Consider the following 13,834-nt stretch of genomic DNA (forward strand, 5'->3'; position numbering starts at 1 on the left):
CCACTCGGCAAAAAATTGGTTTCCATTTTAATCTGGCTATACACTAAGGCTGAAAAATAACCAGATAAGCTGTCAATAAACTAACGAGTATTAGAAAATAAAATTTAAGGATTTATTCTAATTCAATTTATTTCTTGTCTTATTGCATGAAAACGTCTCAGATTAATAATGCAGACAAGATGACAAAAACCAATAGCAACCGACGTACAAACTAATAGGAAACTAGCGTGCGATTTTCACCTCTGCCCACCGGTGAGGAGCATATTGTACCTGTAATTTGAGGGCACCTCTAAAAATTACTTTTTTGGTGCCCGTAAGCACCGAATAATGGGGGCTCCAAGGCGATAAAATAAAGGAAAACTTAACTTATATAGATGCCCTTGAGCATCTGCACTTTTCGATACATGCAGGTGGGGTATTGATCTTGGCCAAGCCTACCGTATACTGGTATGCAACGCAGATCTATAAGCCTAGGGCTGGGGTAGCATTTGGGCACACTTGTAAGGAGTGACAAGTCTTATGCCACAGTCTATAAAAAGAACTTTAGTGCCACATACGGATTTGGGAGGATTTGCTCCGAGCCTACAAACGGCAAGGTACAATCCCATTTAGGGCTGGAGAACTGCACTCCGGTCCGTGTTTCCAGCTCTCTGGCCAATTATCTGTGGATTAAGGATACAAGAAATGAACGGTTGGATCTTGAAAACGTGGACCGAAAATAAAGCGCTGCTACTCTTACTCGCCTTAATGTTTACTTTTCGGAGCGCTTGTGCGGATTGGAATGCAGTACCAACCGGCTCAATGAAGCCAACGATCATCGAAGGCGACAGAATTCTTGTCAATAAATTGGTTTACGATGTCCGAGTGCCTTTTACCAACATCTCCCTTTGGAAACTATCTGACCCCGCCAGAGGTGATATCATCATTTTTGAGTCAAAGGCCTCCGGGAACAGATTGGTCAAACGTGTCATCGGTATCCCTGGCGATACTATTGGATTAAGAGATAATCAATTAATCATCAATGGTAAACATCTGGATTATAAAATAGTCGCTTCTGTCAATTTGACTGTCGACAAACTGGAAAATTTATTGGGTGTTGAGCATCTCATTCGCATCGATAAACGCAGCTCTCCATTATCCGATTTTCAATCAGTTGACGTTCCGGCCGATCACTATCTGGTGCTTGGTGACAATAGAGATAACAGTGCAGACTTCAGGGTGATCGGCTTTGTTCCACGTCAAGAGATCATCGGCAGATCCAGAAGTGTTGTACTATCGCTCAACTACGATAATTTCTATATTCCCCGCATAAACAGATTTTTTATGCGCCTCGACAGACCACAAAATCTATAGTGATGAACACCCTATATGTATTATCGATATTCTTTGCAATTTGCACGGGCATCTTTTTTTCAGTAGCCAGGGATAGAAAAACCCATGTTGCGTTCTGGGTTGTAATCAAGGCTTTATTTGGGCCTTTGACGCCCCCTTTCGTATTTTTCCCAAATATGAAGTCTGTTTATACGCCAGACCATTTATCATAAATAAACACAAGCTATCGAATTCATCAAGGAGCGTCGGTACCGTTACTATTCACTTTATAAGGACAGACCATGCGTGAAAATCTATTCAGGAAAATACAGAACGGAGAGCATCCCATGCCCAGTGCTGCGGTGACACTGGGCGCTCAGATAATCGAAATTTCTGCAGAGTTGGGCAGCATAGTAATAGAATTTGAAGGAAAGTCTGCATTCACAAACCCGGTTGGGAATATTCAAGGCGGATTCTTGGTGGCAATGCTTGATGACACAATGGGCCCCGCACTCGCCGTCACCCTGAGGGAAGATGAATTCGCACCTACACTTGATCTTACTACTCAGTTTATTGCATCCGCCAAGATAGGTAAACTGGTTGGATATGGCCGGGTAGTTTCCAAGGGAAAAAACGTATGCTTCTTAGAAAGTGAGCTGAAACAAAACGGCAAATTGGTGGCCAAAGCGAGCGCGACAGCCGTAATACGTCAGATTCCGCGCTAACCGGTTATAAAAGACAGATTCAATGTGCGCCCTCATTCTGTAAACCGCGGTCTAAACAATAACGGTACTATATAAATAGCACTCATCAACCTTCAGTGAAAAATTAATGTGGCTCTGACTCTTAGTAGCAAAGCAGGAGGAAAGAATACCCCCTCTCCCAGGACCGCATGAGGCATGGAGGCCGATTACAAGCGTACAGGGATGTATTCACAGCGCGTCCTGGGGGAGGGGTATTCTTTCCTTCCGACCCGGTAGTAAGAGAAAGCTAATTCTATAATAGAATATCTGTAAAATTAAATAAAGTTAGTACTTACTATAATAAATTCCCACCCAACAAGTAGCATTAATTTAAAAAGAGAATATCTTGAATACTATCAGTATATATGTCTATTTTCATAAATTTATTTATGCTGACACCAAAAGATTCCTAAACACTTAGTCTATTTAGGTCGACGTGTTATGTTAATCTGATTTTCTGCCTGCAAAGCACACTTTGTTTTTCCTTTTGTACATTGCCATAACTGGAATTTTTAGTTAAGCTTTACAGATTTAATAAATTGTTCAATTATAGGGTATTTATGAAAACAATCTTTATTTTTGCCTCTTGCCTTCTCTTGATTTCATGTGCCAACATTAAACTTTCAGAAGCGGGCAGTAAGGTACAAATTATACAGCAAATTTCTATTTCTGACTTAAAGCATTATCAATCTGTTGGAGATATTGATTGCAAATTTGGCTTTAATGCCAAGTCTTCCACAACAAATATTAAACAGTGCCGGATAGAGCTAAAAAATAAAGCCGCTGAACTTGGCGCAGAAATTGTGGTTATCGCGCATCAAAAGCTTGGTGCAAACCCATCTTTTGGGGTAGGACAGTCCTATAATACCGGCTGTCCAAATTGTATTTCAATGGTTGGCACAGCTTACAGATCTATTCAAGAGTCCCGCTAGTAATGGCTAAGGATTACTGCTGTTCAATAGAGTTGGTGTTAGCACAGAATGCAGACACCAACAAACTTCCTGAATCTGCACAGGGTGCCCTGATAATGTAATCGGATCAAGAAGACATACGGCTTTAGGTTTCCTATTTTATCTATTATTTGTTTTCCAGAGCAATTAAGTATGAAAACTATAGGACTTATCGGCGGTATGAGTTGGGAATCAACCTCAAAATACTATCGAGAAATTAATGAAGGCATCAAAAACGCTCTTGGGGGTTTGCATTCTGCAAAAATATGCTTATACAGCGTTGATTTTGCCGAGATTGAGAAACTACAGCAACAAGAGAACCGGGAAAAAACCGCACATATTTTAGCTGCAGCAGCTAAATCTGTAGAAACGGCTGGTGCTGATTTTTTCTTGCTATGTACGAATACAATGCATAAAGTTGCAGAAACCGTAGAGAAATCTGTTTACATACCTTTGCTTCATATTGCCGATGCAACCGCAGAAAAGTTGGTTAATGAACAGGTAAAACGGGTGGGCATCATAGGCACTCGCTTTACTATGGAGCATACATTTTACAAAAACCGCATAACTGAAAAATATGGTATTGAGGTTATAATTCCCGGTAAGGAATCCAGAAATCTAATTCATGAAGTAATTTACTCTGAGTTGTGTCTGGGAAAAATCAGCAACGCATCACGCCGAAGCTACCTCAAAATCATTGACCAGCTTCGAAATCAGGGAGCAGAAGCTGTTATCCTTGGCTGTACCGAGATAGCACTCCTGATTCAACAGAGACATACAAATGTCCCGTTATACGACACAACACAAATTCATGCGAAAAAAGCGGTTGAACTTGCAATACAACATTTAAAAGAATATGATCGGTTAGATTAAAGGAGGAGTGCCGGCCCTTGACTTGACTCAGGAAACAATACCCAAAATAATAGTGATAACTTATAAGTCATTACGGAAATATTAGCAGAATTTTTATTACCCTCACTTGATTATGAAGGCAGTATTTACGTATACATAAAAAGCACTGGATCATAAGCTCTGTTTTACTATCACTGCGGCAACTTCAGTATGCAGACAGCAGGTCTGTGCATATCCCCAAACTTATTATATTCGGCACTCGATGGCTTCTTGGGAGATTACAGAGAATCTACCGGAAAAGAGTCATAATCTTCTGCACTAGGTATTCATTAACCAATTGCATTACGTTAGCCCTGTGAAATCTCTAGAAACTCTTTCTGTAAAACCGAAGGGGTAGAAAGGTGGGCGTCGTGTCTACGTAAACTTTCCAGGTTTCACCATATCGTGTTTGTGCCTCTTTCTCATTTTTGGGTATTGCATCAAAGAAGTATTGAAGAAAATTGGTTACCGGAGATATCACCTCCCAAGGCCAAACTGAAATCAGTGCAAACGATAGATAGATGATGAAATCACCGAAGTAATTGGGATGCCGTGACATCCCCCAAAACCCTCTCTGCAACAAGTTTCCCTTGTTTGCGGGATCCAGGCGATAACGCCATTTTTGTAAATCTGCGCCGAAATGAAACACGGTCCCTACAGCGTATAAAGTAAGCGCTGTCGCGTCAAATACATCGAAATTCCCAGTGCGGTCCATGGCTGCGAAAAAAGGAAGCGGGTGAATCCAACTAAAAATGGGCACGAGGAAAAAAGGCAACACCAAGATCGCTGATTTGGATGCCTGATCTTTTAATCTTTTGGCGCCTGTGGCGCCAAACCAGGCGAAAAGTGTGTAGAGCATACGCGCAACGTAAATCGTCACGAGACCAGTGATCAATATACGTCGCCAGCGAGGGTGTTCAAAACTCTGTGTCAGCCAAGTAGCCTCATAGGCTGATATATTTCTCCAGGCGATCCGGGAAGTGGATCGTCAGCTGTGACAGCGTCAAGTTCCAGTTCTGGATTGGGTGCGTCCAGCGCTCGGAGGCTTTCAGTATACCGGCGTAAAGCAGTTTGAGTAAGCTGTTCTCATTAGCAAAGCCGCCCTTGGTTTTAGTTAGCTTGCGGAACTGGCGGTGTACAGCCTCAACGGCGTTAGTAGTGTAAATCGGCGTACGCACGTATTCCGGATACTTGAAGTACGTCGACAGGGTGGGCCACTTGGCTCGCCAGGACTTGATCACCACCGGATATTTGTCTCTCCACTTGGCCTCCAACTCGTCCAAGGCGTTCTCGGCAGCATTGAGCGTTGTCGCCTTGTAGACGCACTTGAGGTCGGCCATAAAGGCCTTCTGGTTCTTCGAGGCCACGTACTTCATCGAGTTGCGAATCTGGTGGATGATACAGTGCTGAATCTCGGTCTTGGGGTAGATGCTTTCAATGGCCTCAGGAAAGCCCTGCAGGCCGTCTATACAGGCAATCAGGATGTCTTTGATTCCACGATTGTAGAGATCAGTCAGAACGCTCAGCCAGTGGTGCGCGCCCTCCTGGTCAGACAGGTAGAGGCCCAACAACTCTTTCTTGCCTTCGATGTTCAGGCCAAGAATGGTGTAAATGGCCTTGCTGGTATAACGGCCATTTTCCTTGATTTTGTAGTGGATAGCGTCAAGCCAGACGATAGGATAAACCGCCTCCAGATCGCGTTCACGCCATGCCTGAAGTTCAGGCAGCAGCTTGTCAGTAACGGTGTTGATGGTACCGTTGGAGAGTTCCATACCGTAGATTTCGGCAATGTGTGTGCGGATGTCCTGATAGCTGTTGCCCAGGGCAAACAGGGCAATAATCTTGCGCTCCAGCTCGTCGGTAAGCTGGGTTTGATGCTTCTTGACGATCTGTGGCTCGAAGGTGCCGGCGCGGTCCCGCGGTGTCTGCAGCTCGAAGCTGCCCGTCGGGCTTTTCATGGTCTTGGATGTATGGCCATTTTTTCGGTTGGGCCTGTCCTCGCCAGCGAGGTGCTCCTCCAGCTCCGCACTCATGGCTGCTTCGGTAAGCTGTTTGATCAGAGGCGTTAGGATGCCATCTTTGCCGCTGAGGTCTTTGCCCTCACGCAGCGCCTTGACAGCAGCATCCATATCGAAAGTAGGTTTGGTCATAGGTTATCTCTTTTTTGCTAATGATAAAGAAATGACACAGAATTCTGAACACTACCTCGCCAGCCAACGCCCTCGCCATACCATGCCAAAATTGCCGTCGCCGGTAAAATCGAGAAAAAACCAAAAATAAACGGCCAGCGTGTGTCAGATGTGCGAATTGCAGAAAAGACACCCAGTAATATGAAAAGTACTGTATTCGAGATCAAAAGCCAGATGGTTACTGACATGATCTATTTCCTTATTGAGTTGAGTTGTTGCTGTTTCATTAGGCATGCAGCAGTTTCGTATTGGAGCTGAAATCTACCAAAAAAGATCTGTATCTTCGAGGTATTATTCATATACCTGTGTCGTGCTACTGCAGTTAAAGGTTGACGAGTTTACCCTCCAGGTCCTGACAATAGCTCAACAAGGGAACCTGTTTATATACGCCCTCGACCTATTTGGCAGTGGCTCTCGCCCTGTTTTCATTGAAACCCATCGGTTAAAAAATATAACAAATTCTGGATTCATGGTGACAGTGAAGTTTTTTGTTTTGGGTAGCTATAGAATATACGCACAAACAACTGATTTTTATGTATATTTAATGGTTTGAAACGGAATTGCCAGTGGATCAGCTATCAGAATAATAGCGGTCATGATGACTTGTGTGCTTTTGTTCGGTAAACTATCCTCTGTATTTGGTGGTAACGATGCCATCTATCTCGGAAAAGCTGGGAGTGACGATGAGAATACTATACCTTTCAATGGTAATAGTTGCAGGCTTAAGTCTGTTTACTGGTGGTGTAGCTTCAGAGGAAGTCAAGATAGATGAAAATATCACCTTACACTACGAACAAGCAGGCAACGGCGACACCACTATTATTTTTATTCCTGGTTGGATGATGTCAACAGAGGTTTTCGAACATCAACTCGCCCACTTTAAAGGATCAAAAAAATACCGCGCACTGGCGTATGACCCTAGAGGCCAGGGCAAATCATCAAAACCCGTTGAAGGCCACACCTACCAACAACACGCACGTGATCTAGCCCAACTGATTGAAAAGCTAGACTTGAAAAATGTGATTCTAGCAGGCTGGTCCTATGGGGTAACGGAGCAACTGGCGTATTTGAATCAGTTCGGCACTGATAAACTCAAAGCCATGATCATGATTGACACGGGTCCGGATATAACAGGTGCTACGCGTGACGAATGGATCTGGTACCTTAACGATGATTCCGACGGCTATTCGAGGTGGTTTACCGAAGGCATCATTGAGGATCGCGATAACGTTATCTCAGAATTTAGCAAATGGATGCTTGAAAATCCGACGCCAGAGAATGTTGCCTGGATATCAAGAATCGCCAGCCATACATCGAGTAGTGTCGCTTCAATTACAAATGCCACGGGATTTTATCTCGACTACAGCGAGGATCTTATCGCACTTGAGGGCAAAGTACCTTTATTGTATATCGTGCGGAATGAAATGAAGGAGGTGGCGGATAAGTGGATTAAAGCCAACACCCCATCTGCCTCTGTTGTTTATATGGGTAAGCACATGATGTTCTGGGAGAGGCCCAAGGAATTCAATATGGCCCTTGATAAGTTCCTTTCAAGCATTAATGGTAAGTAGCATATCATAGTCCGTGCTCTACAATATCGACATTTAAAGCAATTGCCTAAATAAAATACAGCAGATAATGAACTTTCCTGTGTACAAGATAATTAAACATCAATTTCATGGCCCCAGACCTGTTTACTCGCTATGAAAAAAACAGCCCTATGGATGATTATGGGGATGGACAATGGCCAAGGCCAGCAACCAGCCAATATAGCGAATTGGAAAGCCATGGCTGATACGCTATAGAGCCCACAATTATCAAATCAATATAAATAGGAAAAATAGCAGATACACAATACCACTAAATATCTCAACCATTAACTGTTCTGGCTGTTATTTTCCTTTTATGACCATGGTGTCTACCACTCATATTTATCAGCTTGTGCGCTGCAATGCATTGCTATTTTTTGTATCCCCAAAAAAATATATTAATTCATTTGACAATGTATGCCGCCAATTCAGATGGGAATGCCCTCCTTTGTATTCCTTGTAATTCAGCTTATACCCTTTAAGCTCAAGGGTGTCCTTGAATTGTCGATTAACGCCCACACGCCCCAACCCAATCTCATATAAACCCACATTCAAATATAGGTTAATTGGATGTTTCGGGGTTTTTTTGTATTCTGTAAGTAATCTTCCATCAAATTCAGTATATATAGGACAATTTTCCTTTTCTTCTGACGTAGAATAAAATGAACCAGACTGAGAAAGCATCCCACCAATAACATTCAAATATCTTAGTGCTGCAAATGCTGCGCGAGAGCGACCTGAGATAACCACATTTTCGGAACCAGCAATATTATAATTCTTTCTTACCCAGAGAATAACTTCTACGCTATAAAGTCGGTGAATTTTTCACTGGGCATATCCTCAGATCGACGCCCCTGATTCAAAACCATAACGGCAACGGTTGGGAAAACCTCTCCTGCGTAAATCACATTGTCTAAAATTGTTGGCGTAGGCGTCCACCCCTGCCAAACCTTTCCATAATCTGGATTTCGTGAATAATTTTGCCCATCGAGTTGAACGATCAGGTTGTGCGCCTCAGTATTATTGTATGCAGTAGGTATATAGACAAGCAGCTTACGTTCCTCATCCATATATTTGCTGTTCAAAGTCACTTCCCGGAACTGCCTTCTAGGAACGTTTTGTGCTGCTTGAATAAATGGTGATATTGGTGTGTCAGGGCCAATAACTGCACCATCATAAATGTGTTCCATGAAAGTTTTATTGAGACCGTTTCTCCCTGTAATACTTACTCACTTAAATTCATTTATACCGCAACCAAACCAGGCATCACTCGAAATCTTCTGGGCACAAAAATAGTAATGGCTATCGCCAATTTTTTAAATCTCAGCCAAAAAAAATCAGGCTCCCCAGACTGTAAAATATAATTGGTGTGCTGGCCACCTTTTGAAAAATAAGTGAAAGTCACTTTTTAGGGTTAATTTTTCTCTCTCAATAATATGCTTAATCGATAGCGAGTCATAAAATCTGGCAAAGAATTGCTCATCTCTTTTATAATCAATCCATAACTTATAAAGGTGTTCGGTAGGGTGCTCTTGCCTTACGGTCTTTTCTTCACTGGCACTTAGCGCTGCGGCATTAATAACGGATACCGATAAAATAGCTAACAGGGATATTATTAATTTTTCCATCATGTCGTTGAGTTGGGTGTGCTCGTTTTTTTGAAAACTACCGCTGATTTTTGAGCAGGAAGAATACAGCTTAGGTTGCCCGAACCGGGATTTTCACAATGAAAACATTGGCTTGTTATGCAATATCAGAATTATTATTTAAGTTAAAAGTAAAAATATACATTATGCTTTCCCTGCTATTAGGTTGTATAAGGTATATGCTGATGCAACCGCTATAGATAATCCGATAGCCATATCCAAATATTCTTTGACTGGAATACTGAGAGCTGCTAGAAACAACCCCAAAAATATTATAAATACTTGTGAAAACACTTATTTGCCCACAAAATCAACCTGGTTTTACTGCACAACGCCAAGCTCATCCGCAGAGATGCGACAGCACCGAAGACGTGTGTAGCGTTTTGCTATGCAACTAGTCTTTACTTAATAGTTTAACGACATTGCTTGACTTGCTTTCTTTTGACGACACGTCTTTAATTTTCCTGAGCAAGTGAGGCGACACGTTCCACTTTTGGCCAGACTCAGTAATAACAGTAACTGTTTTTTTATTGAACTTAACGAGTGTACCAATCTGTTTGCCTCTGCCGGGCGGTTCAAAACTAACCTGCTCTCCGGGGTTAAACTGCATCATTTCTTTATGTGTATGCATGGAATCAAGGAATTTAAGCCTCTCCACAATCCTGTGGTTGAGCTCCACAAGCTCAGCTTCATTTAAATGATCAATATCGATATTCATAAAATTACTCGATGTGTGAATCCCCCCGGGTTTGCCGGGGGCAATTTGATTTGAGTCATGCCGCTTGGGCAGACTCGGCTTACTGATAATACAGGTTTTCGTATCCGGCTGGAGGCATATCACCAATCGGCTCGAGAATGCGGCGATGGCTAAACCACTCGACCCAGGTCAAGGGTGCGCGTTCAACCTCATCCAGCCCTTTCCAGGGGCCTGTTCTGTGGATGACCTCCGCCTTGAATAAGCCGTTGCTGGTTTCTACCAGTGCGCTGTCGTAGGAGTCGCCGACGCTGACGCCTGGAAGCTCGCCTTACTAAGCCACTCAGTATATCGAATCGACAGATACTGACAGGCGCTTTTCAGAGAGGCTCCGGGCCAGATCAAGTGCCGTTTTCCTCCGCGGTGACCGCCTGCTAGCTGCCAGTGTATGGGCTTGCCCTATCTCTATACAACACCTCTATACAACACCTCTATACAACACCTCTATACAATGCCGCTTCAATGCCCCACTATGCGCCTGCACATGGTGATTTGGCGCGTAAAACTACAATTATTACTAGCAAACTTTCCGCGCCACCTGCACCCCGTGATACATTCAAGCCCAAAGGCTCACTGTCTCACGCAGAGGGCCACTAACCCTTTATGCCCAGGAGGAAAGATGGAACAGCAGAGCACCCTATTCGTGGTGGTGGACCCCAATGATGAGAAGCACGTGGCGCTGGAGCGGGCGCTGACCACCGCGCGGGGGCGCAATCCCCAACCGCGCCTGGCAGTCTTTGTCGCGGTCGATGGTGAAGCCGTCGATACCCGTGCAGTCAACGACCATCTCTTCCGCGACGAGTCCTGGTTCCGTGAACAGATTCGTGAACCGATTGCCGCCGCCGGGCTCACCTGCGAGCTCATGGTGTGTTGGTCCAGTGACTGGCAGGCCGCAATCGTACAGGAAGCCAAGCGCTGCAATGCAGAAATGATCTACCTCCCTGTGCATGCCAAGAGCAGCCGTCGCTTCACTTTCGCCGAATCCAAATGGCGGGTACTCAAGACCGCGCGCTGCCCGGTGGTTCTGATCCGCCCCGGCGCCAAGGAAGCACGCAAAGTGGTACTGGCCACAGTGAACTACCAGGCCAAAACCCTGGAACATCGCCAGTTGAATCGCCAGATCAGCGAACGCGCCACCTTTATCGCCGGCCACTACGAAGCGGAACTACATTTGGTCAACGCCTATCTGGACTCCATGCTCTACCCGGACCGCGGCGCCCTGGCCAAGCTCGCCGACAAGACCGGCGTACCCACCGATCGCATTCATGTGAAGCGGGGATATACCAGTGATGTGGTGGAGGCCGTGGCCCGTGAGATCGATGCGGACCTAGTGGTAATGGGTACCATGAACCAGTACGGTGGTACGGGCTCACTGCTGCGTGGCAATACCGCAGAACGCGTGATTGGCCAGTTAGATGTGGATGTGATGGTGTGCAACCAGTTCACCACTACGGAGATGAAAACCGACTGACTGGCCCTGGCGCAGTGGGATTTTCATTGACCGGTTACAGCGGAAGAAATCCTGCCGCTGCATACTACAGTGAGTGGCCTTTCGGCCCAGATGCGCCAGGCAACCCAGACCAGGATACCCTCGTTGGACGGCCTTGTACTATTCGCTGGCGTACAGATTCCAGCACCTAACCGCCATACTCCATCGCGGGGTTGCGGTAAATAGAATGGTAGTGGCCTTTACCGCTGGCATTTTCACCAACATTGCCCCCGGTGGAGAGTAATTCGATGATCAATGTCGGGCCTTGGATACGCATATAGGCGGGCGTATTGAGGGTGCTATCGCCAATCCAGGCAAAATGTGTCTGGTCGAGTTCACTTTCAATCTGAGCCATTCGGGGCACGGCATTCTCCGATGGCTGAATTGCAACCCATTTTCGAATTGCCGAAAGCATCAGGGCCCTCTGTTCATTGCGCAATTTGGAGGCACTAATGCCGATCACCGGTGGGATAGCACCATCCTTGCCCGGCCCGGTTTGAACATCCCGCGGAACACGCTCTGCATCAGCCACCGCTCTCTGTTCGGCATCGAGGGCCGAATAGACCGCGTATCCGGCACGATGCATGTCGACCATGGATACATAGTCAACACCGTTCAGGGAAAAGACCGCAGGCTCTGTGCCTACGAAGCTGGGCGACATAGTTTCAACCCTGTTGTTTTCAACCGAAATATTCAGCACCAGATGGTGACCGCCATATTGCCATCCCCAAGGCGTATCCGTAGACGGGGTCCCGTAGAAGGATATCCAATAGTTCTGCGGGTCCCACTTCAGGCGCCTAGCGCGGCGGTCGTTGCTCAGGAAAGCTTCCGCAGCCATGATATCCATAACTTTCCGATAGCCCTCCTCACTCAGGGACGAAGCCAGGAAATCAAACAAAAGACCGCGTTGTACATCCGAGAGTTCGGCAACAGCAATGCCTGTGCGATCAACAATGCCAGCAGGCAGGTTAGACCAGCCGGCGCGCTCTGCGGCGTTCAGCGTAAACATGAACTGGTCCCTGGTCGCTTCATCAAAGGTCGCCAGGAAAGCTTTGGCGGCTTGCCGTGAAGCTTGCGCGCCCGCCTCCCCATAAGGTTGGCGATAGGCCGGGATCGGGATCAGTTGGGCGTGTTTGTGTGTCGGTGCCTTGTGCGCGGCGACCGAATCGGCCAGTACCAGTGCGAGAACCAGGATTACAGTGCATTTCATGTAAAGCCTCCCTGCTGAATAACAGACGTTTTTCTGCGTGAGTTTACCGTAAAAAGCCCTTGCCACAAGGATTCACTCAACCAGGAAGGCACTGCGATCAGCAAAGCAGCAGTATATTGCAAACACTCCCGTCACCCACCAAACTCCCAGCCATCATCTCTCTGCCAGTTCGTGACGCTACCGCGTTATTCCCCCTGATTTTCGCAACGCGGGATAGCCAAAGATTGAAACGCACCGAGAGATTCCTCAGTAATCCTCACCACCGATCCTTTTATTTGCAGACAGTTGCGCCCATGGGGCTACTAGGAGCGGGGAATTTCTGCACTGCCCTGCTTCCTATTGGCTGTCCACAATTTGCCTAACCGATTCCAATAGCACAGACACGCTCACACCCGCGCTTAAGTTCGGTGGGCACGGCAACCGTAGGCTTTGTCGTGGTCCAACCTGAACATTCTGATCGCAACAAAAAGGGGGCAGGGAATGTCGGAACAGCAATCTAGGCAAGGGTGGATCATCGGAATTATAGTGGTGATCATCGTCGCCGCGGCAGCTTATTGGCTCTGGACCGGCGACGAAAAGAAAAAAGAAATTCCCGCGACGAAAATCATTGAGGAGCCCGAGACAGCGCCCGAGCCAGAAACCCTGGCGCAACCGGAAGAACAGCCCCCTGTGCCCAAGCCTCTGGAACCCGCACCAGCCGAAAAACCGGCTGAAGAACCAGGTAGGAAGCCACCACCCCCGCTCAACAACAGTGACAAGGCTGCCTATCAGGATCTGATGGGCCTGGCCCCAGACAATGCCCTGTCCCGCTGGCTGGTTCCGAGTGAAGTGATTCGCAAGTGGGTAGCCGCGATCAATGCCGGTTCCCGCGGTACGCTGATTGACAAGCCCCGGCCCCTCAAGAGCATCCGGGGCCCTATTCTGGTTACCGGCTCCTCAGCGGAGGGTTACCAGCTGTCACCAAGCAACTACCGCCGCTAGGATCAGCCTGTACGCCTGTTCGCCCTGATGAATACGGAAACTGCGGTGAGTCTTTACCAGTACTGGTACCCGCGTCTGGCA

15 protein-coding genes and 1 pseudogene are annotated in these 13,834 nt (G+C 46.3%); 7 read left to right on the forward strand and 9 right to left on the reverse strand.

Features of this window, described 5'->3' with window-relative positions:
- Positions 1 to 684: 684 nt before the first annotated feature.
- The 4 genes from lepB to ACL7TT_RS07895 all read left to right on the forward strand — a co-directional run bounded on the left by lepB (position 685) and on the right by ACL7TT_RS07895 (position 3,877).
- The gene (gene lepB / locus ACL7TT_RS07880; protein WP_413394482.1) at positions 685 to 1,353 is read left to right on the forward strand and encodes a signal peptidase I; all 669 of its coding nucleotides are present in this window, start codon (positions 685 to 687) and stop codon (positions 1,351 to 1,353) included.
- A 260-nt stretch (positions 1,354 to 1,613) separates the two neighbouring features.
- Positions 1,614 to 2,036, forward strand: coding sequence for a PaaI family thioesterase (locus ACL7TT_RS07885; protein WP_413394484.1), 423 nt, complete (start codon positions 1,614 to 1,616; stop codon positions 2,034 to 2,036).
- Between the two features lie 578 nt (positions 2,037 to 2,614).
- Positions 2,615 to 2,986: a hypothetical protein gene (locus ACL7TT_RS07890; RefSeq protein ID WP_413394486.1), complete on the forward strand. Its 372-nt coding sequence runs from the start codon at positions 2,615 to 2,617 to the stop codon at positions 2,984 to 2,986.
- Between the two features lie 171 nt (positions 2,987 to 3,157).
- Positions 3,158 to 3,877 carry an aspartate/glutamate racemase family protein gene (locus ACL7TT_RS07895; protein ID WP_413394488.1) on the forward strand — a complete coding sequence of 240 codons (720 nt, stop codon included), beginning with the start codon at positions 3,158 to 3,160 and terminating at the stop codon, positions 3,875 to 3,877.
- Between the two features lie 343 nt (positions 3,878 to 4,220).
- Here the strand turns inward: ACL7TT_RS07895 and ACL7TT_RS07900 are convergent, their stop codons facing one another.
- The 3 genes from ACL7TT_RS07900 to ACL7TT_RS07910 are packed head-to-tail and all read right to left on the reverse strand — an operon-like array spanning position 4,221 to position 6,272.
- Positions 4,221 to 4,868 (reverse strand): DUF1295 domain-containing protein, encoded by a 648-nt coding sequence (locus tag ACL7TT_RS07900; RefSeq protein ID WP_413394541.1) that lies wholly within the window; start codon positions 4,866 to 4,868, stop codon positions 4,221 to 4,223.
- A complete protein-coding gene (locus tag ACL7TT_RS07905) occupies positions 4,840 to 6,045 on the reverse strand; it encodes an IS256 family transposase (protein ID WP_413394489.1) in 1,206 nt (401 codons plus the stop codon). The genes ACL7TT_RS07900 and ACL7TT_RS07905 overlap by 29 nt, the downstream gene beginning before the upstream one ends.
- A gap of 17 nt (positions 6,046 to 6,062) precedes the next feature.
- Positions 6,063 to 6,272 carry a hypothetical protein gene (locus ACL7TT_RS07910; RefSeq protein WP_413394491.1) on the reverse strand — a complete coding sequence of 70 codons (210 nt, stop codon included), beginning with the start codon at positions 6,270 to 6,272 and terminating at the stop codon, positions 6,063 to 6,065.
- A 495-nt stretch (positions 6,273 to 6,767) separates the two neighbouring features.
- On the opposite strand from ACL7TT_RS07910, the gene ACL7TT_RS07915 reads away from it, so the two are divergent.
- Complete coding sequence (locus tag ACL7TT_RS07915) at positions 6,768 to 7,655, forward strand: alpha/beta fold hydrolase (RefSeq protein ID WP_413394492.1); 888 nt, start codon at positions 6,768 to 6,770, stop codon at positions 7,653 to 7,655.
- Positions 7,656 to 8,018: 363 nt separating this feature from the next.
- Here ACL7TT_RS07915 and ACL7TT_RS07920 read toward each other — a convergent pair whose 3' ends face one another.
- The 5 genes and pseudogenes from ACL7TT_RS07920 to ACL7TT_RS07940 form a co-directional block, all read right to left on the reverse strand.
- Complete coding sequence (locus ACL7TT_RS07920) at positions 8,019 to 8,495, reverse strand: alpha/beta hydrolase (protein WP_413394543.1); 477 nt, start codon at positions 8,493 to 8,495, stop codon at positions 8,019 to 8,021.
- Entirely contained in the window at positions 8,474 to 8,863 is a 390-nt protein-coding gene (locus ACL7TT_RS07925; RefSeq protein ID WP_413394493.1) for an alpha/beta hydrolase-fold protein, read from the reverse strand. Before ACL7TT_RS07925 ends, ACL7TT_RS07920 begins: the two co-directional genes overlap by 22 nt.
- A gap of 147 nt (positions 8,864 to 9,010) precedes the next feature.
- Positions 9,011 to 9,304 carry a hypothetical protein gene (locus ACL7TT_RS07930; protein ID WP_413394495.1) on the reverse strand — a complete coding sequence of 98 codons (294 nt, stop codon included), beginning with the start codon at positions 9,302 to 9,304 and terminating at the stop codon, positions 9,011 to 9,013.
- A gap of 409 nt (positions 9,305 to 9,713) precedes the next feature.
- Positions 9,714 to 10,037: a hypothetical protein gene (locus tag ACL7TT_RS07935; protein ID WP_413394497.1), complete on the reverse strand. Its 324-nt coding sequence runs from the start codon at positions 10,035 to 10,037 to the stop codon at positions 9,714 to 9,716.
- A gap of 79 nt (positions 10,038 to 10,116) precedes the next feature.
- A pseudogene (locus tag ACL7TT_RS07940) lies at positions 10,117 to 10,382 on the reverse strand (IS3 family transposase); the annotation flags it as partial.
- Positions 10,383 to 10,692: 310 nt separating this feature from the next.
- Between ACL7TT_RS07940 and ACL7TT_RS07945 the strand changes: the two are divergent.
- The gene (locus ACL7TT_RS07945) at positions 10,693 to 11,544 is read left to right on the forward strand and encodes a universal stress protein (RefSeq protein ID WP_413394499.1); all 852 of its coding nucleotides are present in this window, start codon (positions 10,693 to 10,695) and stop codon (positions 11,542 to 11,544) included.
- A gap of 166 nt (positions 11,545 to 11,710) precedes the next feature.
- Here ACL7TT_RS07945 and ACL7TT_RS07950 read toward each other — a convergent pair whose 3' ends face one another.
- On the reverse strand, positions 11,711 to 12,772 hold the full coding sequence (locus tag ACL7TT_RS07950; protein WP_413394501.1) for a DUF3500 domain-containing protein: 1,062 nt from the start codon (positions 12,770 to 12,772) through the stop codon (positions 11,711 to 11,713).
- A gap of 480 nt (positions 12,773 to 13,252) precedes the next feature.
- On the opposite strand from ACL7TT_RS07950, the gene ACL7TT_RS07955 reads away from it, so the two are divergent.
- Positions 13,253 to 13,753, forward strand: coding sequence for a hypothetical protein (locus tag ACL7TT_RS07955; protein ID WP_413394503.1), 501 nt, complete (start codon positions 13,253 to 13,255; stop codon positions 13,751 to 13,753).
- Positions 13,754 to 13,834: the final 81 nt, after the last annotated feature.

The organism is Microbulbifer jejuensis, assembly GCF_047289955.1.
Taxonomy (GTDB): domain Bacteria; phylum Pseudomonadota; class Gammaproteobacteria; order Pseudomonadales; family Cellvibrionaceae; genus Microbulbifer.

Bases quoted from the DNA above. Each gene is read 5' to 3' on its own strand.
- ACL7TT_RS07895 (WP_413394488.1), top strand. From the start codon at position 3,158: ATGAAAACTATAGGACTTATCGGCGGTATGAGTTGGGAATCAACCTCA.
- ACL7TT_RS07955 (WP_413394503.1), top strand. From the start codon at position 13,253: ATGTCGGAACAGCAATCTAGGCAAGGGTGGATCATCGGAATTATAGTG.
- ACL7TT_RS07885 (WP_413394484.1), top strand. From the start codon at position 1,614: ATGCGTGAAAATCTATTCAGGAAAATACAGAACGGAGAGCATCCCATG.
- ACL7TT_RS07910 (WP_413394491.1), bottom strand. From the start codon at position 6,272: ATGTCAGTAACCATCTGGCTTTTGATCTCGAATACAGTACTTTTCATA.
- ACL7TT_RS07915 (WP_413394492.1), top strand. From the start codon at position 6,768: ATGAGAATACTATACCTTTCAATGGTAATAGTTGCAGGCTTAAGTCTG.
- ACL7TT_RS07925 (WP_413394493.1), bottom strand. From the start codon at position 8,863: ATGGAACACATTTATGATGGTGCAGTTATTGGCCCTGACACACCAATA.
- ACL7TT_RS07930 (WP_413394495.1), bottom strand. From the start codon at position 9,304: ATGATGGAAAAATTAATAATATCCCTGTTAGCTATTTTATCGGTATCC.
- ACL7TT_RS07935 (WP_413394497.1), bottom strand. From the start codon at position 10,037: ATGAATATCGATATTGATCATTTAAATGAAGCTGAGCTTGTGGAGCTC.
- ACL7TT_RS07890 (WP_413394486.1), top strand. From the start codon at position 2,615: ATGAAAACAATCTTTATTTTTGCCTCTTGCCTTCTCTTGATTTCATGT.
- ACL7TT_RS07950 (WP_413394501.1), bottom strand. From the start codon at position 12,772: ATGAAATGCACTGTAATCCTGGTTCTCGCACTGGTACTGGCCGATTCG.
- lepB (WP_413394482.1), top strand. From the start codon at position 685: ATGAACGGTTGGATCTTGAAAACGTGGACCGAAAATAAAGCGCTGCTA.
- ACL7TT_RS07905 (WP_413394489.1), bottom strand. From the start codon at position 6,045: ATGACCAAACCTACTTTCGATATGGATGCTGCTGTCAAGGCGCTGCGT.
- ACL7TT_RS07945 (WP_413394499.1), top strand. From the start codon at position 10,693: ATGGAACAGCAGAGCACCCTATTCGTGGTGGTGGACCCCAATGATGAG.